This is a genomic window from Micromonospora sp. NPDC005215 (assembly GCF_040607915.1).
In the GTDB taxonomy this organism is placed as follows: domain Bacteria; phylum Actinomycetota; class Actinomycetes; order Mycobacteriales; family Micromonosporaceae; genus Micromonospora.
Map to the genome: position 1 here is coordinate 1 of NZ_JBEXHQ010000070.1, position 19,039 is coordinate 19,039.

Here is a 19,039-nt window from a genome sequence, read left to right on the forward strand (position 1 = left end):
CTCCTTTATCCGCTACCCTTTAATCATCGTGTGCCCGCCCCCCCGGGGCCGCCCGGACACTCTGTGCGGGTTATTACGCGGCACCGTCGGCCAGCTCCTTTGGCAAACTGATGGCAAGCAATTGTTTCAATCTCGGGCCATTGTTAGCTTTTGGAAATAGATGCTCGTTCCTACGTCCAAAGGAGATCCGATGAGCCTCAGGTCGCTCTTGTCCAGAGCCGTTTCGGGAGGGCGTCGGAGAGTTGTCGCCAGGCCACTCGCCGCGGTTTTCCTGAGTGTCGTGGTAATCGCTGCGGTCGGTGGAAACGGCACGGCGTTCGCGGCGGACGACCCGCCCTTCGCGCAGTATCAGGAGGCGCACGCCAACTGCGACGTCAACCACCGGCTCAGCGACGACCCGATCGTCTTCCCCGGTCTGCCCGGTGCGTCGCACAACCACACGTTCATCGGCAACCCCACCACCAACGCCAACTCCACCCCGCAGTCCCTGGTCGGTGGTGCCACGTCCTGTCAGGACACCCTCGACGCGTCCGGTTACTGGTTCCCGACGCTGTCGCAGAACGGCACGCCGGTGCCGAACAGCATCGTCACCGTGTACTACAAGTCCGGGGTGAAGGACTACCGCACGGTCAAGCCGTTCCCGGCCGGGTTCAAGCTGCTCGTGGGGGACGTGAAGACGCCGGACGCGGCGCACTTCGGGGGCAACTGGTCGTGCACCGGCTACAAGGGCAGCGACTGGCCGGCCTCCTGCCCCTCCGGGTCGTCCCTGGTCGTGCGCCTCAAGGCGCCGAGTTGCTGGGACGGCGTGCACCTGGACGTGCCCGACCACAAGTCGCACATGGCCTGGCCGGTGAGCGGGGTCTGCCCGGCCGACCATCCCGTCCCGCTGCCGATGCTGGAGATCAAGCTCCCGTACAAGCTGGCGGGCACGAGCACCGCCGGCCTGGCATATTCCTCGGGGGCCAGCTACTCATTCCACTACGACTTCATGAACGGGTGGAATGCGGCCCGCCAGGCCTATGTCGTGGCCTACTGCATCAATGGGGGTCGGCAGTGCAACGGTTACGGTGAGGACCCCAAGAAGCCGTAGCGGTCAGGTGGCGTCGATCGTGGCCGGTGCTCGCTGTCGAGCGGGAGTCATCCGGCCACGATCGGCCACGTCCGGTAGCGGCCGGCGTCAGCGCCCCGACCATCCGCCGCCCGTCAAGGTATTTGTGCGGATCAATTGAAATTCGTTGACATCCATGGTCGGCAGGGTTAAGAGTGGGCTACGTCGGAGAGCGCTCTCTCGCCATTTGGGCCCGAAGCAGTGAGCTGTTGGTCCCGCCGCCGCCACCCCGAAGGAGTACCGATGAATCGGACTCTCCCCCCGTCCCTCACCCCGTTGTCCCGAGCCGGGCGCGGCCGCCGCCTCGCGGCCCTCGGCAGCGCACTGCTCCTGCTGCTCGGCGCGTACCTGGCGATCCTGGCACCGCCCGCCGACGCCGCCGACGCGCTGCTGTCCCAGGGGCGGCCGGTCACCGCCTCGTCGACCGAGTCCGTGGCGTTCCCCGCCTCGGCGGCCGTCGACGGCAACGCCGGCACCCGCTGGTCCAGCGCGTTCAGCGACCCGCAGTGGCTACGGGTCGACCTGGGTGTCTCCGCCACCGTCAGCCGGGTGGTGCTGCGCTGGGAGGCCGCCTACGCCCGCGCGTTCACCATCCAGACATCGCCCACCGGCACCGACACCTGGACGACGATCCACACCACCACGGCCGGCGCGGGCGGCGTCCAGGACCTCGCGGTCACCGGCACCGGCCGTTTCGTCCGGGTCAACACCACCCAGCGCGCCACCCAGTACGGCGTGTCGCTGTGGGAGTTCGAGGTCTACGGCAGCACCGGCCCGCCGCCCACGACCCCGCCGCCCACGACCCGGCCGCCCACGACCCCGCCGCCCGGCGGCGCGACGCTGCTGTCGTACGCCAAGCCGGCGGTCGCGTCGACCAGCCAGAACGACGGCGCGTGCTTCGGCTGCACGCCGGACAAGGCGTTCGACTACGACCCGGCGAGCCGCTGGGCGACGAGTCCCACAAACGGCTGGGTCGACCCGGGGTGGATCTACGTCGACCTCGGCGCCACCGCCACCGTGACCCAGGTCGTGCTGCAGTGGGATCCTGCGTACGCCAGGTCGTACCAGATCCAGGTCTCGCCGAACGCGTCCACCTGGACCACCGTCTACTCGACCACCACCGGGAAGGGCTTCAAGGAGACCATCGACGTGACCGGCACCGGTCGGTACGTGCGGATGTACGGCACCGCCCGCAGCAGCCAGTACGGGTACTCGCTGTGGGAGTTCAAGGTGTACGGCACCGGCGGCAACCCCACCCCGCCGCCGACGATGCCTCCCGACCCGACGTTCCCGGCCACCCGGCTCGTGTTCGCCGACGAGTTCAACGGCGCCGTCGGCGGCAAGCCCGACCCGGCCAAGTGGACGATCGACCCGGGCACCGGCCAGAACAACGAACTCCAGTACTACACGAACAACGACAACGCCAGCCTGGACGGCGCCGGCTCACTCGTCATCGAGGCCCGCCGGGAAACCGTCAACGGCCGCTCGTACACCTCGCACCGGATGAACACCGCCAACAAGTTCCACGTGCAGTACGGCCGGATCGAGGCCCGCATCCGGGTGCCGAAGGGCAACGGCCTCTGGCCGGCGTTCTGGATGATGGGCGCCGACTTCCTCACCGGGCGGCCGTGGCCGTACAACGGGGAGATCGACATCATGGAGGTCCTCGGCCGCAACACGCAGGAGGCCTACTCGACCCTGCACGCGCCGGCCTACAACGGCGGCAACGGGTACGGCCAGAAGTACCCGTCACCGGGCGGGGTGGACCTCTCCGGCGGCTTCCACGTCTGGTCCGCCGAGTGGGACAGTCGCGGCATCACCTTCAAGATCGACGGGCAGACGGTCTTCGTCGCCAGCAAGGCCACTGTCGAGTCGACCCGTGGGCCGTGGGTCTTCGACCACCCGTTCTACCTCATCCTCAACCTCGCCGTCGGCGGCGACTTCCCGGGACCGGTGGACGGCACCACGCCGTTCCCGTCGCGGATGCTCGTCGACTACGTCCGCGTCTACCAGTAGCCCGGACCGGAAGGAGTCTTATGTCCCTGCCAACATCTCCGACACGCTTCCGGCTCGCGTCCGGTGCCGGCTACACGATGCACTGCGACTTCTTCAACGCCTGGCCGGTGGCGGAGATGGAGCGCCGGGTACGGGACTGCATCCGCCCGATCATCAAGTGCGGCGTCAGCGGGACGCCGTGACGGTCGTAACTCCTCGCCGGCCCGGCACCGGGCCGGCGAGGCTGTCCGCCCTGCTTGCCGGGCTGCTGCTCGCCCTCGTGCCGGCGGCCGGCTGCGGCACCGGGCCGCCCACGGAAAGGGCCGCGCCGGCCGCCGTCGTGTCGACCCCGGCCACGGCGACGCTCGGCGGCACCGACGCGGCCTGGATCCAGTTGATGATCCCGATGAACGAACAGGTGCTCAAGGCGCTTGACCTCGTACCCGGGCAGACCACCGACGAGCGGATCCGGGACCTGGCCGGGCGGATCGCGGCGGGCCGGCGCGCGGAACTCGACGACCTGAGGCGGCTGCGGGGCAGCGCGGGGCTCCCGGCGGTCAACCAGCACGAGGGGCACGACCTGCCCGGCATGGTGATCCCGGCCGACCTCGTCGTGCTGCGCTCACTGCGCGACGCGGCGTTCGACCGCGCCGTGCGGGAGACCCTGCGTGAGCACGTGGAGCAGGGCGCGCGGCTCGCGGACGCCGAACAGACCAACGGGGCCGATCCGGAGACCCGGCGGCTCGCGGAGCGGATGCGGCAGACTCGGGTCACCGAACTCGGCTGGCTCAGCTGGACGACGGCCACGCCGTGACCCTGTCCGCCACGTCGGACGCCGACGCGCAGTGGACCAACCTGCCCTGCGTGATCTGTAGCTATGAGACAGCCCCGAAGGCTCCTAGACGTACGCGCGACATGATGTCGTGGCCGACAGCCATCGATGACCCGCCACACTCATAGAGGGCTGCGACGTCGCACGCCGATCGCGGCCGACGCTCCCAGCGACCGTCGACTTGCTGGTGCGTCGGGCCGCGCTGTCACAGCTAGCGCGGGAAGACGGCACTACCAGTCAACCCGGCTCGACGCGCAGGCCGTGGCAGGTGACCACCGACGCCCTGCAGGTATGCGCCGGGTGGTCACCACTACGGGAAAGAGTTCGTAGACCCTGGCGAGGTGCGAGCAGATCTCTCCGGCGGCGAGGCCTATCGCCCACAGGACAACGTCAGGTCCGCCGCCCTTCACGCAGGGCGGTCCGGCAAACAGGTCACCCGCAGGACCCTCACGCGTTGCGGTCGCGCGTTAACGTGGCGGGGTCAATGGGATGGGGGCGATTCATGGCCTTGCGGGATCTTGTGCGACGGGTGCTTGCACGTCAGGCGGAGGGCATCGTCGCTCGGTCAGTGCCCACCTCGGATGGTCCCGCCGAGACTGTGCCGTTCGTGGCTGACGAGGCCTATCTGGTGATCCGGGTCAGCCAGTTGTGGCTGGCCAATGAGCGGGACCTGTGGCGGGAGTTCCTACCCTTCGGCGCTGTGGTGACCGAGTTTCTGCGTGGTGGCACCAGGGTTTCCGTGCCGCACCTGCTCGGATCGGCTGAGCTGAGCCGGCGGTTGCAGGTGACCGGCGAGCGGGACGCGGTGGAGATTTCGAACCTGCGGGTGGCCGGGCCGGTGCCCTACGAGGGCGACGATGTGAGTCTGCTGCTGGCGTTGTTCAGGGCGAAGACCTCGGACATACTGGAGCGCTCGCTGAACCTGATCGAGAACATAGGGTCCGCCATTGGTTTCGCGGGGTTGGCGGGTTCCACCAAGATCGCCAGGGCGTTGCTCGACGGCGTCGAGTCGTTCGTGGTGTCCTCGGCGGCGCAGTTGCGCGTCGGCGCGTACCACTCCTGGTCCGCGCCGAGCGGCCCCGGTGGCGAGGCCAGCGGCCCGACGGAGCTGGCGTCCACCCACTTCGTGATCATCCGCCGGCCCGCGGGCGAGCCTTCCCCGGCGGAGCTGGCCTCGCTGCGGGTGGTCGGTGGCAGGCTCTGCCGGGTGGCTGCCGACGGTGCGACAGTGCCCTATCAGGAGCACGACTTCATTCTGGTCCGGGTCGAGGCGATCCGGCACCGTGACGACTACCGTCAGATGCCGTTCTTCCAGCTCTGGCAACGGACCCGCCAGCACCTCGCGGACGGCGACCTGGAGGCGGCCCAGGTGTTGTGGCGGCAGACGGCCGGGGCGCTCTGCACCGACGAGTTGATACGCCCGCAGCAGGAGGCGCTTTTCGCGGAGTACCAGCGCCAGTACGTCGCGATGGTGGAGCGTGTTTCCTCCATGGCCGCCGTCGTGCGCGGCGACGGCCACACCCGCTACGACGAGTCAGGCCGGCACGGCGCGGCGGAGTTCGAGGACGACCCGGCGACTCTGTTGCGCAGTCTGGGGAGGTGACGCTATGCCGCTCTTCCGCCGCCGCCGATCCGGCTCCGCCGAGCCCGCCGACAGGGGCGGGCCCGCAGGTGGTGCCGAGAGCGGGGAAGAGGTCACCGAGGAGGTGTTGATGGCCGTCGCAAACTGGTCGCACGGGCTCATCAACACCGGTCAGTTGGCGGAGGCGGACCGCGCGCTGCGCGGCCTGGTCGGCCACGCGTGGGCCCTCTCGCCCAGCCCTGCCAGCTTTCTGGTCTTCCGGCTGCTCGGCCAGTGCGCACGGGTCGCCGGCAAACTCGACGATGCTCGCCGGGCCTACGCGTCGGCCTTCGAGGTCGCGACTGCGATGCCAGACAGCGACCGGGAGCGTGCCCTGGACCTGAGGGTCGCGGCGATCACCGGAATGGCCGCCGTGGAGGTCGCCGATGAGCACCTGGATAAGGCCGCCCAACTCTTCGGCATGGCCACCCAGCTGGCCGAGATGGTGACCGACAAGACCGGTCTGGTTTCGGTCCTCTCCGGGCATGCCGAGGTGCTACATCGGCAGGGCAAGGCGGGCGCCGAGGAACTCTACCGGCGGGCGCTCGACCAGCCGGGCGTGGACGGGCCCCGGCGCGGCATCCTGCTGGACAACGCCGCACGGGAGCTGTTGCGGCAGGGCCGGCGGGACGAGGCGATCGAGGCCGTCGCGGAGGCGGTGCGACTGCTGGCCGAGTCGCCGGCGCGATACGACGCCTACAAGGCGATGATCAACCTTGCGACGCTGCGCCGTGAGGTGGACCCTGCCTCGGCCGGCGAGGCGTTCACCGCGGCGCACGACCTTATCCACGACCTGCATTCCCGTGTGGACGCGGCGCACTACACGTCCGGCTTCCGGGACCGGGTGCAGCGCATTGAGGCGGCCACCCGGGAACGCGCAGGCGACGACCTGCTGGGCCTGGCCCACCCGGCCTTCCGGGAGATGATCGCCAATCTGGCCGATCCACGGATGCGGCGGGATCTCGCGGTCGGCGCGCCCGCCTTCTTCGCGCGGCGGGCGAGCGAGGAGGGCCAGCGGCACTTGCTGGAGCACCGTTACGGCGAGGCGGAGCGCTCGCTGCGCACGGCCGAGGAGTTCTGGACGCATCTCGGCGCCTCGCACGCGCTGCCGGCGGTCTGGTCGGCGCTCGGTTTGCTCTACACGACTGTCGGCCGATACGACGAGGCGCTGGCGCTGCTGGAGCAGGCCCGGCGGACGGCGCACGAGATCGGTGACGCCCGCGCCGAGCTGACCGCGTTGACGAATCTCTGCACCCTGCTCTCCCGCGATCCGACCCGCACCGAACTGAACTCGCTGGAACTGGTGGCGCAGGCCCGGGCGCTCAATGACTTCCTGACCGCGCAGATGCCCGGCGAGACCACTGGGGACCTGGGCATCCTGGACTCCATCGCGGCCAGCCTGGCTCGCGAGCACGGCGCGACGGCGCTCGCCGACCGCTACCTGCTGGCCTCGATCGACGCTGTGCAGCGCGCACACGACCGGCACGGCGCGGTGCTGCCCTTCGCGGGCCTGGATCGGCTGGCGCTGCGGCTCGGCACACTTGTGTTGGATTGGTCGCGATCGGGTCGGGCGGCGCAGGCCGAGCCCTTTCGCGAGCGGCTGGTGGCGCTGCGCCGGGAGGCGACAGACGCCGCTGTGCGTTATCCCGCGGACGCGGCGCTGGGGCTCGTCGCGCTGGCCGCCGGTGAGCGCACCGATCAGACGTTGCGGGTGCTCCGCGACGCCTGCGACGGCCATGACGACCTGCGCCGGGGCATCGCCGACCTGAGCGATGCCGCGGGCTTCCGAGCGATCTTCGCGCCGCCGTTCGTCGAGGCGGCGGGCCTGGCGCTTGAGCTGGGGCGGGTTGAGGAGGCCTTCGCGCTGCTGGAGCGCGCGAAGTCGCGGGCGCTGCTGGAGGCACTGCGCGACCGCGAGACCGGAGCCGACCCGGCGGACCCGCTGGTGGCGCGCGAGGCCGCCCTCTGGGCCGAGCTACGCCGGTTGCGCGCGTCGGGCATGGACGCCGGCCCCAGGCCCGCCGAGGCCGAGGAGCGCTGGCAGGTGTTGGCCCGCCGGATGGCAACCTCCGAGGAGCAGCACAGAGTACGCAGCGAGCTGCTCGATCTGTGGCGACAACTCGCCGAGACCCACCCGGCGATGCGCGCTCACCGGATGGCTGAGCCGATCACGGCCGACGAGGCGGCCCCGCTGCTGGCCGCCGCGGACGACGCGGTCCTGGTGGAGTACCTCACCGGCGCCACCGGCGTATGGGCTTTCACACTGAGCGGCACGGGCCTCACGGCCCGTCAGCTACTGGGCCCGGACCTCCCCGGCGCTCCGGCCGCCCCCGACGTCGAGAACTGGCAAGACCTGCTCGAGACCGCCGACGGCGACAGGATGCGTCGGCTGGTCGAGCACCCGGTGCACGCGGTGCTGACCGCACCCATCGCCGAGGTGCCGCGGGGCCGGGCCGTCTACGTGGTGCCACACGGCTCCCTGCACCTAGCCCCGCTGCACCTGCTCCCGCCGGCCGCTGACGCCGCCTCCGCCGGTGGTGCCACTCCCGCTGGTGAAGTTGCTCGGTCTGGTGCCGCAGAGATCGGGGTTAGGCCCGGGACCTACCTCTTGCCGAGTGCGTCCCTGCTGCGGGCGCCCCGACCGAGCGCGGCACGTACCGGCCCTGTCGACGATGGAACCGACGCGCGCACCGCTGGGACGGGTAGCGAAACCGTGGGCGGCGTCCTCGTGGCGGGCGACCCCCTCGGTGATCTGCCCTATGCGCGATCCGAGTGCGCCTACGTGGCTGCCCGGCTCGGCGGCGCGGCGCGGACCGGCGCGGCCGTGACGTCGGCCTGGCTCGCCGACGCGCTCGCCGGCCCCGAGCGCCCCCGCCTGGTACACCTGGCCTGCCACGCAGTCTTCGACAGGCGGCGCCCAGAGCGCAGCGGTCTGGTGTTGGCCGCTGCCTCGACGACAACCGGAGCGGCGAACCGGGGCGACGGCGCGCAACTGCGACGGTCGCTCGACGAGGACCGGCGACGCGGTGACCCGCTGGGCCCAGTGCCCACCGGTCCCAAACCGGGGGCGGGCACTGGTGAGGGGGGCACCGAACTGGTGAGCCTGGCCCGGCTGGCGCAGTGGAACTGGGACGGCACGGTGGTCGTGCTGAGCGCCTGCGACAGTGGACGGCACCAGGTGCACGACGGGGACGAACTGGTCGGTATGGGCCGGACCCTCTTGGCGTCCGGCGCCCGCGCCCTGGTCACGGCGATCCGGCCGGTCCCCGACCTGGCCACGGCGCTGCTGATGGGCTGGTTCTACGACGGTCTGGACCCGAATGGTCGGCTCGGGCCGGAGCAGGTCGGCACGGCCCTCGGCCGGGCCCAGCGAAGACTACGCGAGGCCACCGCGGCCGACCTGGTCACACGCGGCGTCCAACTGGTCGTCGCGGGGAGCGACCATGCCCTGCTGGGCTGCCGCACGATCGCGGTGGCGCACCGGGCGGCTGGCGACATCGAGGCGTTCGTGACCTGGCAGCGCCACCTCGGCAGGCTCGTCGAGGGCCAGCCGCTGCCAGCAGATGCCGCTTCCCGGCAGGTGTCCACGGGTGCTCCCACGTACCGTACGGTTCGTCCGTTCGTAGGGCTGGCCGACTGGGCCTCGTTCACTGTCTACGGCGTGCCGTAAGCCTTCACTTCTTTGCGGTCGGGTCGGCTTGGGCGGGGACACCAATGTGGGTGAGAAGGAGTGGTCGAGAGAGACGGCGACCCTGCTGGGTCACCAATTACCCCGCCCACTGCGCGCCCACGGAGACGTAAGACTCTTTTCGAGAGCGCGATGGACGCTCCTGCTGTGGTCAGTTCAGGCTCGGTCAGGGCGTTGGCGTAATCCCCGGGCCCCGTCCCTGCCGTCGAGCGGGATCGACGCCCGGTCCAGCGCCGCGTTCGGCGGCGCGGTGACCTCGACGCGCAGCTCCCCGGCGGTCTCGTTGTGAAGCAGAATCGCGACGAGCGCGGCGTCGGCGACCGCGGGCGTGGTCCACCACCAGCCGCAGCAGCAGCGATGGAATGGGGCCGGCCGCCGGGGCGCTGCGACTCAAGAAATGATACCGGTCGTCGATGGCTATCCGGCATTGACTGCTTGCCAGAGGTAACTCCACGTGGGACGATCTCGCTCGAGATTTCGCTAGGTCCATTATGGGCCATCACGGGGAGGGCGATTTCGTGCTGGTCGCCTTGGGTTTGGATTCCGTCGCGGAGAGCGTCTATCGACAGATGCTCGCCCAACCAGACTGGGGGGTCACGCAGCTCGGCGCGCATCTTGGTATCACCGATACGCAGGTCCGAGCCGCCCTGGACTGCCTGTTCAAGATGTCGCTGGTCCGAAACTCGATGGATCGCCCCGGCGCCCTGCACGTCGTAAGTCCGGATGTCGGGTTGAGTACCGCGCTGGCCCGACAACAGGCCGAGCTCGCTCGCCGCCAGCAGCAGGTAGCGGAGAGTCAGGTCGAAATCACTCGCTTGATCGACCAATTCGGCGCGGCACATCAGCATGCCTCGACCTCGGCGGCGACTCATCTGTTCGGTATCGACGCGGTGCAGGACAAATTGGCCCAACTGGCCCGCGAAACTGAGTTCGAGATTCTTACCTTCATGCCCGGTGGTGCCCAGTCGGCGGCGGCTTTGGAGCATGCACGCCGAAACGACACCGAACTTCTCGAACGCGGTGTCCGCATCCACACCGTCGGCCTGGAGAGCATTCGGAACGACCCGCACACACTTGCGCATGCGCGTTTCCTCACTGCCGGTGGCGCGGAGTTCCGGACCTCGCCCATCCTCCCACCCCGCATGATCCTGGCGGACCGTCGCGCCGTGCTGGTGCCGATCGACCCGGCCGACACGCGCAAGGGTGCCCTGCACCTGACTGGTCCCGGGTTCGTCGCCTCGATGCTGGCGCTTTTCACACAAGTGTGGGAGATCGCGACACCGCTGGGCGCGGCCCGTGAGCCGGAGCGCGAGGGATTGACCGCCCAGGAACGCGCGTTGCTCGAACTGCTTGGCCAGGGTTTGACGGACGAGGCCGCAGCGGTCCGGCTCGGGGTGTCCCCACGGACGGCCCGGCGGATGATGGCGGACCTCATGGAACGCCTCCAGGCCCGCAGCCGGTTCGAGGCAGGTCTGAAGGCGGCTCAGCGCGGTTGGCTGTGACATAGCAAGTGACCGATCGGAGATAAGGCATGGGAACCTCGCCCCAGCACACCCAGGCGAAGGCGAGTCGCCAGGTGGCCATCGGCGACGTCGTCTTCGGCGGGGACCAGCAGCCCATCATCTCGGGGCCCTGCTCCGTGGAGCCTGGCTACGTCGGACATGCGGAGGCGGCGGCAGCAGCGGGCGCGGACGTCCTCCGTGGCTGCGTCTTCAAGCCACGGTCCGCCCCGGATCGCTTCCAGGGCATGGGCGCCGAGGGCATTCCGCTGCTTGACGAGGCGCGCCGCCGTACGGGTCTGCCCATCATCGCGGAGCCACTGGACGGCGACGACGTGCGACTCCTGCGCGACCACGTGGACGGCTTCCTCATCGGGGCAAGGTCGATGCGTAACAGCCGACTGTTGGAGGCCGCCGGTCGAGCCGAAAAGCCAATCATCCTCAAGCGATCGTTCGCGGCCACCTATGACGAGTGGCTGGGGGCGGCCGACTACGTGCGCGCCACGGGGAACGATGACGTCATCCTCTGCGAGCGGGGCATCCGCACGTTTGTCACCGAGACCCGCAACACCCTGGACATCGCGGCGGTTCCGGTGCTGGCCAGCCGGACCGACCTTCCGGTCATCATCGACCCCAGTCACGCGGCGGGTCGCCGGGAGTGGGTGCTTCCGCTCGCCCTCGCGGGTGCTGCGGTCGGGGCGGCCGGCATCATCGTCGAAAGCCACCCGGTGCCGGAACAATCGTGGACCGACAGCTGTCAGGCATTGAGCACTCCGGAACTCCGCGACCTAATCGAGCAGGTCAGGCGCTTGACAAGCCTGCGTGAGCTGTCGAGCACCTGAGAGGTATCCGTCCACGGACGGTAAGCGGGGTGGCCGGTTCCGCGATCACCCTGCCCAATCGTCGAAACACCCGGCCTCCCGGACGGCGAGACGCGGGGTCGGGTGCCGGCTGGGTGAACTCGCAGCCGGCACCCGACAGGCGGTCTTCGTCGGGTCCATCAATCAGGTCGCCAAAGCGGGCTCGGCCACCCGGGCCGGCTCCGCCGCACGTACCGGCTCGGTCGTCTGAGCCGGCTCGGTGAATCGGATGGGCGCCGCCACCGGCGGGGTGACGTGCCGGCGCAGGAGCAGGAACGGGACGCTGCACAACACCGTTCCGAGGCCGGCATACACGAATCCCCACCGGAGCGCGTAGTCGCCGATGTAGCCCCAACTGATGTACGCGATCGGCATGACCCCGATGGCGGCCATGTACACGACGGAGAAGACCCGGCCCAGGAACTGCTGGCTGACCTCCTTCTGAATATAGGCGAAGAACAGCGTGTTGAATCCGCCGACGAAAAACCCCTGGGCGGCGGCGAACAGCAGCAGCCCAGCGACGGCCGGCACCACCGGAATGAGTGTCAGCGCCATCCCACCAGCTGCGATCAGCGCCGCGAGCAGCCGATTGGTCGGGACGATGTCGTGGAGGAACAGCAGCAAGAGCGTGACCGCGATGCCTCCGACGGCCTCGGCGGTGAGGGCTCGTCCGTAGATCGCGCTCGATCCGTGCAGCACCTCGGTGACGTACAGCGGTAGCAGGATGTTGAACGCGATCAGGAAGAAATTGACCGCCGCGCACAGGATCACCATGTTCCGGATCAGCACGCGGCTGTTGATGTACCGGAACCCGGCGCGCAGGTCGGTCATCACAGTAGAAATGTCCTTGCCGTTCGTGACATGTGTGTAGCGGATCGCCGCCGCCGCGAGGGCCGACAGCCAGAACGACACCCCGTTGAGCACCATCGCCCCACCGACGCCGATTACCGGCATCGCGATGAGTGCGGCGCCCAGCAGCGGACCCACCGCCTTGGTCGTCTCGGTGAGGTTGGTCGACACCGAGTTGGCCTTGACCAGGTGTCGCTCCCGCACGAGCAGCGGCACGATGGAACGCGCGGCCGGCCGGTAGAGGGCGGTGCAGGTCCCGAGCGCGAAGCAGGACAGCGCCAGCAACGGAACGTTGAGAGCGTTCCCGTAGGCCATCAGGGCGACCCCGAAGGCCACGGCACCACTGATCACGTCGGTGACGATCAGGATTGCCTTCTTGTTCCACCTGTCCGACAGGACACCGCCGATCGGACCAATGAAGGCGATCGGTGCCAGGGCCGCGGCCAGCAGATATCCGGTCAGTACGGCCGACCCGGTCGTGGAGACCACCCACCACGCGAGCACGAGGTCGAAGACGACGGTGCCGAGTGCCGAGACGAACCCGCCCGACACGAGCGCGATGAAGCTTCGGTGGTAGAGGCTGTTCACCGTCACAGGACCACCTCGAGTGCCTCGTCGTAGCCCCGGACGAACTCGCTGATCGGCGGGTCGGCGGGCCCGGGCTGGTAGCGGCCGAGGACCGAGCAGAAGTAGTCGGCGTTGAGGCCGTCCGGGTAGAGGACACTGCCCGGCTGCTTGTAGCAGAGGCAGCGCAGCACCTCTTGGCGGTCCGCCAACTCCGCCAGACCACGGATCTCCCGGATCACCCCGGACCGCGGGTGCGGGAGGTTGTACCAGAAGTAGTGGGTGCCCGCAGTCGCCGAGGTGGTGGTCGGCGTGCCGACGGCCCGGAACTCGTGCCGGGAGGTGGCCAGGGTCGCGTCATAAAGGACGCGGGCGAAGTCGACCCCGTGCGCCTGCTGGAACAGTGGGTAGAAGAGGCCGCCGGCGCCGGGGCGGTTGGTGGTCTCCAGGACGTACGGAACGTCGCCGCGAAGCCGGATCTCCGTGTGGGTCGCGCCCGAGCGGATGCCCAGCGCGCGCACCGCGTCGTGGGACAGTCGGATGATGTGGGCGGCGACGGCCGGCGGCAGTTCGGGGTCGATGTGATACAGCCGATCGGGGTAGTAGGGCCCGACCGCAGCCCCCTTTGACATCAGCCCGTCGCAGGCCGGAATACCGTCGTGCCACACGGTGTCGACGGAATACTCCTCACCGTCGAGATACTCCTCCACCACGATCCCGACGTTCAGGCGCTCGCGGCCGATCACTGTCGCGTTGATCATAGAGACGGTCCGGAGGTGTTCCAGGAGTTCCCGCTCGGACTCGACGCGGCGAACGCCGCAGCTCGCGTACCCGTGCGAAGGCTTGACGATCAACGGATAGCTGAGGTCAGCGCAGTTGTCCCGGACGTCCCGGGCGGACCGGAACGACCAACCCCGGGGAGTGGCCACCCCCGCATCGAGCCAGATCCGCTTCATCGTGGCCTTGTCCCGGGACCGCAGCGCGGTTTCTCGGTTGCCATGTCCGACCTGGAGCGCGTCGGCCAATGCTGCCGTCTCGGTGAGGAACATCTCCTGGGCGGTCAACACCCCCGTCGGTGCGCCCACCGTACGGCGGACGGCCGCCACCGCCCCCGTGGGATCCTTGCGGACGTCCGCGCGGATGACGTTCGGCCCGGTGGTCCGGTCATCTTTGGTCAGGACGTACACCCTGTCCTGCTCGGCCTCCGCGACCCGCGTCATGTCCGCGACGAAGAAGTCAGGCGACTCGACTATCACCAGCGAGCGGTTCATGCCTGCCGCTCCATCCGCGCGAGGCCCTGCCGGAGCTGGCCGGGCAGGTCGGAGACGTTGCGCAGCGCCAGGAGAATTCGGTCGAGACCGAACCCGATACACATCGTGCTCGGCGTCGTACCGTCGGAGCTGCTGAGCCCGAACGGCTTCGCGAAGTGCTGCCCGTGCTTGTTGACCGATGCCACGGCGACCGGTTCCCCGTCGTCCACCTGGACCAGCATCTCGATCTTGCTGTCGGTGACCAACTGAGAGAAGAGCTGCTCCTGGGCGTTGTCGTTGAAGAAGATGTCGGTGGCCGTCGCGAGCTGGTACTTGATCCCGAACAGGTCCGCGACGGCTGCCATCATGGCGATGAGTCGCTGGTGGACCTGGGCGAGGTCAGTCTGGCTGCCGAAGAAGACGCCCTCCCGCATGGTGAACTCACGGAGGCGTTCGCGGTTGTTGAGGTTGCCAGACTCGTCTCGGAAGCAAGAGCCCGACAGGGTGAGCACCAGGTTGTCGACCGGCCGGTGCTCGACCAGCGGGTAGGCGTGCAGGCACAACGCCGGGTTCAGGATGTCCTTGGGGGTACGCAGGAACTCGTGCAGCCGGTCCCGATCGTTGTCGGCCCGCCAGTAGGGCAGGAAGCCTTCGAAGTCCTCCATGTCGGTGGTCACCGGCGCAACGAAGCTCAGGTGCTGGCAACCGGTGTCGAAGTGCCCCGCCCGGTCGACGACCGCCGCGGGCAGCATCGACGGCACCCGGATCTCCGTGGCGCCATGCGCGCGCTCGAAGAAACGGCGGAGGAAGTCGTCGAGCGCGCGCAGCCGGTACGCGCCGATGCCGCCGTAGACGTTGAGGCCCCGCTCACGCGGCAGCACCTCGCCGAGGTCCTCCGTCGGCAATGACTTCCGCGACTCCTCCAGGTCGGCCACGAGGCGTACGGCGGCGGCCCGCAGCGCTGTCGCGTCCGCGGCGTTCAGGGCGGGGGCGTCGGTGCCGGCGGACGGGTCGTACACGATCCTGGAGCTGAGCCGCTCACTGAGCGACGCGTACGAGGCGGCGACCCGCTCGACCACCGACGTGACCTTCCCGGCCGGGAGCGCCTCCGTGGAGTGGAGGAGGATCTCGGTGGCGGTGATGTCCAGCTGCTCGATCTGAGGGAAGTGGAAACGCAACCGGGTGTGCATGGTGGGCCACAGGTTCTCCTGCAGCGCGAATGGCAGGCTGAGGGTGGGCATTTTCAGACCTCCGTCAGGGCGAACCCGAGCTGACGCTCAAGTCCACCGAACGTTTGCAGGGCACTGATGGTGAACGATTCGTAGTCAATCTCGCAATTGAACAGTTCCGTCATGCGTATCGCGATCTGCATGGTCGCCAGGGACTCCAGTCCCAGCTCGGCGAGATCGACATCCCGGTACGCGGGATAGTCGGTGACCGCCGCGGCGATCGTCGCATCGGGCAGCAGGCCCGCGAAGAGTGGCTCGATCCAGTGCGACAACGTGCTCTCCTTTATTCGCGAAAATCCGGAATTCACAGAAGGCCGGGAGGGAATGGCTGCTATCGGGTCAGCCATGCGTCGACGACAGCGTGAACCGTCGGGGCGGCATCGCCGATCAGGCTGAAATGGTCCAGATCCAGAATGTCGGTCCGGGAGATACCGGGCGCGAAGGTGCGCCACAGGTCTCGGTGTCGTATTGCGTCGCCACCGCGGGTGAAGAGGACCGCCGTGCGCCCGCGGTACGCCGGTGGCCGGTAGCGGTCCGCTGCCTGCCCGTTCGAGGTATAGGTCCGGACCATGGCGCTCACGTAGTCGAAGGCGAGGCTGGCGGGCAGTATCCGCGCCTCGACGGCCCGCGCGCTCAACCCCGCGATCAGTTCGGAGTCGGTGCCGACGGTCCCGGGATCGAACGGCGGTTCAAGACCGAGGCCACGGGAGATCAGCGCGAGGGTGACCGAGGTGTTCTCCGGAGCGACCGGGACAGTCGGCGGTGCCGTGTCGAGAATGCCGACGAGGGCCACCTCACGACCGACCATGGCCAGTTGACGAGCGGTTTCCAGGGCCACCAGGCCACCGATCGAGTAGCCGAGGATCTCGCACGGTCCATCCGGCCGGCGCTCGTTGATCAGCTCTGCGAACCGACGGGCTGACTCCGCCAACCGGTCCGACGGGGTGGCTGTACGGTTCTCGAGCCCGTACACGTCACGACGCGGCGCCAGCAGTCGGGCGATAGGCCGGTAGTGGCTGGTGTTTCCGCTGATGCCGTGCGCCCAGAACAGCGGCGGGCGGCTTCCGCTGACCTGGAGCTCGACGAGGCATGGGGGGTTGCCGCCACCTCGTTCACGTTCACCCTCGTCGCGCCGTTCACGTTCGTCGCGCCGGCGCCAGGTAGGCGTGGCCGCGGGATGCGTTGGATAGGTTGTCGACACCTGGCTCGCCCTTCAAGGAATGTGACGGGTGAGGCGGACGAATGGCCCAGGGCTGCTCAGGTGCCAGCCAACCCCGGTACGGTTCCAGCCACGTCCCATCGCCGCAATTGTGGTGACATAACGAGAGCCCGTTCGACCAAGTCACAGGCGACCTTACGAGCCGTTACCTGATCCATCGATACGCTGAAAACGCCGATATCAATCCTGCCCCGTACTGCCAGCACTGAGATGTGTTCCACCGCATCCTCGACGCGGGCGGCTGCCCACAGCGTGTCGATGAGGCGTGCCGCACCGCCGTCGAACATCGCCTCAGCTCCGGACGATATCGTTATCAGCGTCAACTGCATGACCGCGCTAATCCCAGATGAGACTGTCGGTATGAACGCCGCCGCCCGCCTGCTCGGCCGCAACGGTCGAAGTATTTACGGCGGAGACCACCAGAGGTAGCGTGAAGGCGCCGAGGGCGCCCGCGAGCGCGATACGAATGATTCCGACCCGGATCCGCATGACCTTCGTCCAATCTGAGGGGCCGACAAACTTGGCCTTTTCGAGGTGACAATCCAGATAACCCGAGGGCTTCCTTTGTCGCCTGGGACCAATCTTCATCGCGATCCGACGAATAGAAAAGGTCTCCGAGGTGGCCGGAACCGTCTTCGGACGGAAGCGGCCACGTTCAGCGGCATCGACGCGTTCGCGGGCAGTTCCCGGACGCGAGGCCGCCGTGAGGCCGTCCACCCGGGGCGGCGGTAGCCTGCCGAGAAATGGGCTATAGCGGCGAAACCCGCAATGAAGTACGACGTCACGCTGGCCGCCAACCGGTTGGTGTGGGCACGGGATGAGGCTGGTTTCGCGCAGCGCAACACGCTCGTAATCGACGAGGGCGGCGGCCGGGTGGTCGGTGTCTTGAAGGCTCGGTTGAATGCGGTCAGGTCCTGGAAGCCGTGGGCGTGGGCGATTGCAGCGATGGGGCGGTGGAGTGTGATGACCAGGTCGCTGGCGTGGGCAAGGACGCGCTCGGCTTGCTCGCCGGGGAGGTCTTCCCCGTGACGGGCGAGGTCGAGCAGGAAGCGGGAGACGACGCCGGTGAGTCCGGTTGCGCCGTCGAGGCGGCGTGCGCTGAGGTGCCGTCGTTGGGTTTCGGTGAGCCGGATGGAGTCGGCGGGGAGGGAGAAGACTTAGACGTCCCATTCGTCGTCCAAGAGCCAGTGAAAGGGGCGGGTGGTCTCGTAGACGGCGCAGTCGCCGGGGCGTAGCTCGGCTGCGCGGTCGTCCTGGCTGAGCCGGCCGACGCCGCCGGCAACGAGGGCGACCTGGAAGTAGGCGTTGTCCGCGTCGCCGATGAGCTTCGGCGTGCGGCGGATCTTTTGGCCGGTGGACTTCACGTCGGCGATCATCAGCCGGCCGGCCCAGCTCGCCTGGATCGAGCCATGCACGTTGTCGGTGGCCATAGAGTGGATTGCCACGGAGGCGAAGGTGTCCGACATGACGTACCGCCAGTACGCCTCGCGTTCGTCGGGCCGCAGAGTGTCCGTACTCAAGATCAATGGCATGTGTGTCCCCCTGGCCCGATCGTCGTGCCGTTACCTCGCGCAGGTCAAGGCCGCGGAGTGCACTGTCGTCCGTGGACTGTTCTCTCGCGTCCGAGCCCGCACCCGCCGCCGGGGATGATGCTGGCGCTCATCACCCATGCATCGGGTTCGTCGACGGTTCCGGCTGGCAGGCGGTGTACGACCTGCTCACGCTGGACGGTTATCGGGTGAGTGTGGTGCAGAACCCGACCCTGTCGCTGGACGGCGATGCCACTGCCACCCGGCAGGTCATCGACGCGGTGGACGGGCCGGTCGTCCTGGTCGGTCATTCCTGTGGTGGTGCGGTGATCACCGAGGCCGGCACGCACGGGAAGGTCTCCGCCCTGGTCTACATCGCGGCGTTCGCGCCGGATCGGGGCGAGTCGGTCAACACGCTCAACGCCGATCCGCCGCCGGGTGCCCCAGTGCCGCCGATCCTGCCGCCTCGGGACGGATTCCTGTTCCTGGACCGGGAGAAGTTCGCCGGTGATCTCCCCGCCGAGCAGGCGGCCTTCATCGCCGACTCGCAGGTCCCGTGGGGTGTGAACGCGCTGAGCGGTGAGATTACCGAATCGGCCTGGCGCACCAAGCCCAGCTGGTATCTGGTCGCCACCGATGACCGCATGATCCCGCCACCGGCCCAGCGGGCGATGTTCCAACGCGCCGGCTCGACGGTGGTCGAGTCTCCGGGCAGTCACGCTGTCTACGTGTCACAGCCGGTCGCGGTCGCGGCCATCATCCACGAGGCCGCCACCGCGCTGAAATGACCGGGTAA

The 19,039-nt window shown here is 68.7% G+C and carries 17 protein-coding genes; 9 read left to right on the forward strand and 8 right to left on the reverse strand.

Going from position 1 to position 19,039, the window contains the following annotated elements; translation table 11 throughout:
* The first annotated feature begins 280 nt into the window (after positions 1-280).
* The 8 genes from ABZU25_RS32110 to aroF all read left to right on the forward strand — a co-directional run bounded on the left by ABZU25_RS32110 (position 281) and on the right by aroF (position 11,585).
* Positions 281-1,090 (forward strand): DUF1996 domain-containing protein, encoded by an 810-nt coding sequence (locus ABZU25_RS32110; protein ID WP_355033103.1) that lies wholly within the window; start codon positions 281-283, stop codon positions 1,088-1,090.
* A 261-nt stretch (positions 1,091-1,351) separates the two neighbouring features.
* A complete protein-coding gene (locus ABZU25_RS32115; protein WP_355033104.1) occupies positions 1,352-3,124 on the forward strand; it encodes a discoidin domain-containing protein in 1,773 nt (590 codons plus the stop codon).
* A 20-nt stretch (positions 3,125-3,144) separates the two neighbouring features.
* Positions 3,145-3,306 carry a hypothetical protein gene (locus tag ABZU25_RS32120; RefSeq protein ID WP_355033105.1) on the forward strand — a complete coding sequence of 54 codons (162 nt, stop codon included), beginning with the start codon at positions 3,145-3,147 and terminating at the stop codon, positions 3,304-3,306.
* Positions 3,303-3,917 carry a DUF305 domain-containing protein gene (locus tag ABZU25_RS32125; protein WP_355033106.1) on the forward strand — a complete coding sequence of 205 codons (615 nt, stop codon included), beginning with the start codon at positions 3,303-3,305 and terminating at the stop codon, positions 3,915-3,917. Before ABZU25_RS32120 ends, ABZU25_RS32125 begins: the two co-directional genes overlap by 4 nt.
* Before the next feature lie 625 nt (positions 3,918-4,542).
* Positions 4,543-5,538 (forward strand): hypothetical protein, encoded by a 996-nt coding sequence (locus ABZU25_RS32130; protein WP_355033107.1) that lies wholly within the window; start codon positions 4,543-4,545, stop codon positions 5,536-5,538.
* 4 nt (positions 5,539-5,542) lie between these two features.
* Positions 5,543-9,226, forward strand: a complete 3,684-nt coding sequence (locus tag ABZU25_RS32135; protein ID WP_355033108.1) for a CHAT domain-containing tetratricopeptide repeat protein — start codon at positions 5,543-5,545, stop codon at positions 9,224-9,226.
* A 536-nt stretch (positions 9,227-9,762) separates the two neighbouring features.
* Positions 9,763-10,746 (forward strand): helix-turn-helix transcriptional regulator, encoded by a 984-nt coding sequence (locus ABZU25_RS32140; RefSeq protein ID WP_355033109.1) that lies wholly within the window; start codon positions 9,763-9,765, stop codon positions 10,744-10,746.
* 29 nt (positions 10,747-10,775) lie between these two features.
* The gene (gene aroF, locus ABZU25_RS32145) at positions 10,776-11,585 is read left to right on the forward strand and encodes a 3-deoxy-7-phosphoheptulonate synthase (RefSeq protein ID WP_355033110.1); all 810 of its coding nucleotides are present in this window, start codon (positions 10,776-10,778) and stop codon (positions 11,583-11,585) included.
* A gap of 162 nt (positions 11,586-11,747) precedes the next feature.
* Here the strand turns inward: aroF and ABZU25_RS32150 are convergent, their stop codons facing one another.
* From ABZU25_RS32150 to ABZU25_RS32185, 8 genes are all read right to left on the reverse strand, one after another.
* A complete protein-coding gene (locus ABZU25_RS32150; protein ID WP_355033111.1) occupies positions 11,748-13,046 on the reverse strand; it encodes an MFS transporter in 1,299 nt (432 codons plus the stop codon).
* On the reverse strand, positions 13,043-14,287 hold the full coding sequence (locus ABZU25_RS32155; protein ID WP_355033112.1) for an ATP-grasp domain-containing protein: 1,245 nt from the start codon (positions 14,285-14,287) through the stop codon (positions 13,043-13,045). The genes ABZU25_RS32150 and ABZU25_RS32155 overlap by 4 nt, the downstream gene beginning before the upstream one ends.
* Positions 14,284-15,507, reverse strand: a complete 1,224-nt coding sequence (locus tag ABZU25_RS32160; RefSeq protein ID WP_355033113.1) for an aminoacyl--tRNA ligase-related protein — start codon at positions 15,505-15,507, stop codon at positions 14,284-14,286. The genes ABZU25_RS32155 and ABZU25_RS32160 overlap by 4 nt, the downstream gene beginning before the upstream one ends.
* 2 nt (positions 15,508-15,509) lie before the next feature.
* A complete protein-coding gene (locus tag ABZU25_RS32165) occupies positions 15,510-15,767 on the reverse strand; it encodes an acyl carrier protein (protein ID WP_355033114.1) in 258 nt (85 codons plus the stop codon).
* Between the two features lie 59 nt (positions 15,768-15,826).
* A complete protein-coding gene (locus ABZU25_RS32170) occupies positions 15,827-16,696 on the reverse strand; it encodes a thioesterase domain-containing protein (RefSeq protein WP_355033115.1) in 870 nt (289 codons plus the stop codon).
* A 56-nt stretch (positions 16,697-16,752) separates the two neighbouring features.
* Positions 16,753-17,043 (reverse strand): hypothetical protein, encoded by a 291-nt coding sequence (locus tag ABZU25_RS32175; protein WP_355033116.1) that lies wholly within the window; start codon positions 17,041-17,043, stop codon positions 16,753-16,755.
* 7 nt (positions 17,044-17,050) lie between these two features.
* Positions 17,051-17,431 (reverse strand): hypothetical protein, encoded by a 381-nt coding sequence (locus tag ABZU25_RS32180; protein ID WP_355033117.1) that lies wholly within the window; start codon positions 17,429-17,431, stop codon positions 17,051-17,053.
* A gap of 440 nt (positions 17,432-17,871) precedes the next feature.
* A complete protein-coding gene (locus tag ABZU25_RS32185; protein ID WP_355033118.1) occupies positions 17,872-18,234 on the reverse strand; it encodes a hypothetical protein in 363 nt (120 codons plus the stop codon).
* A gap of 83 nt (positions 18,235-18,317) precedes the next feature.
* Here ABZU25_RS32185 and ABZU25_RS32190 point away from each other — a divergent pair, with 83 nt between their 5' ends.
* Entirely contained in the window at positions 18,318-19,031 is a 714-nt protein-coding gene (locus ABZU25_RS32190; protein WP_355033119.1) for an alpha/beta hydrolase, read from the forward strand.
* Positions 19,032-19,039: the final 8 nt, after the last annotated feature.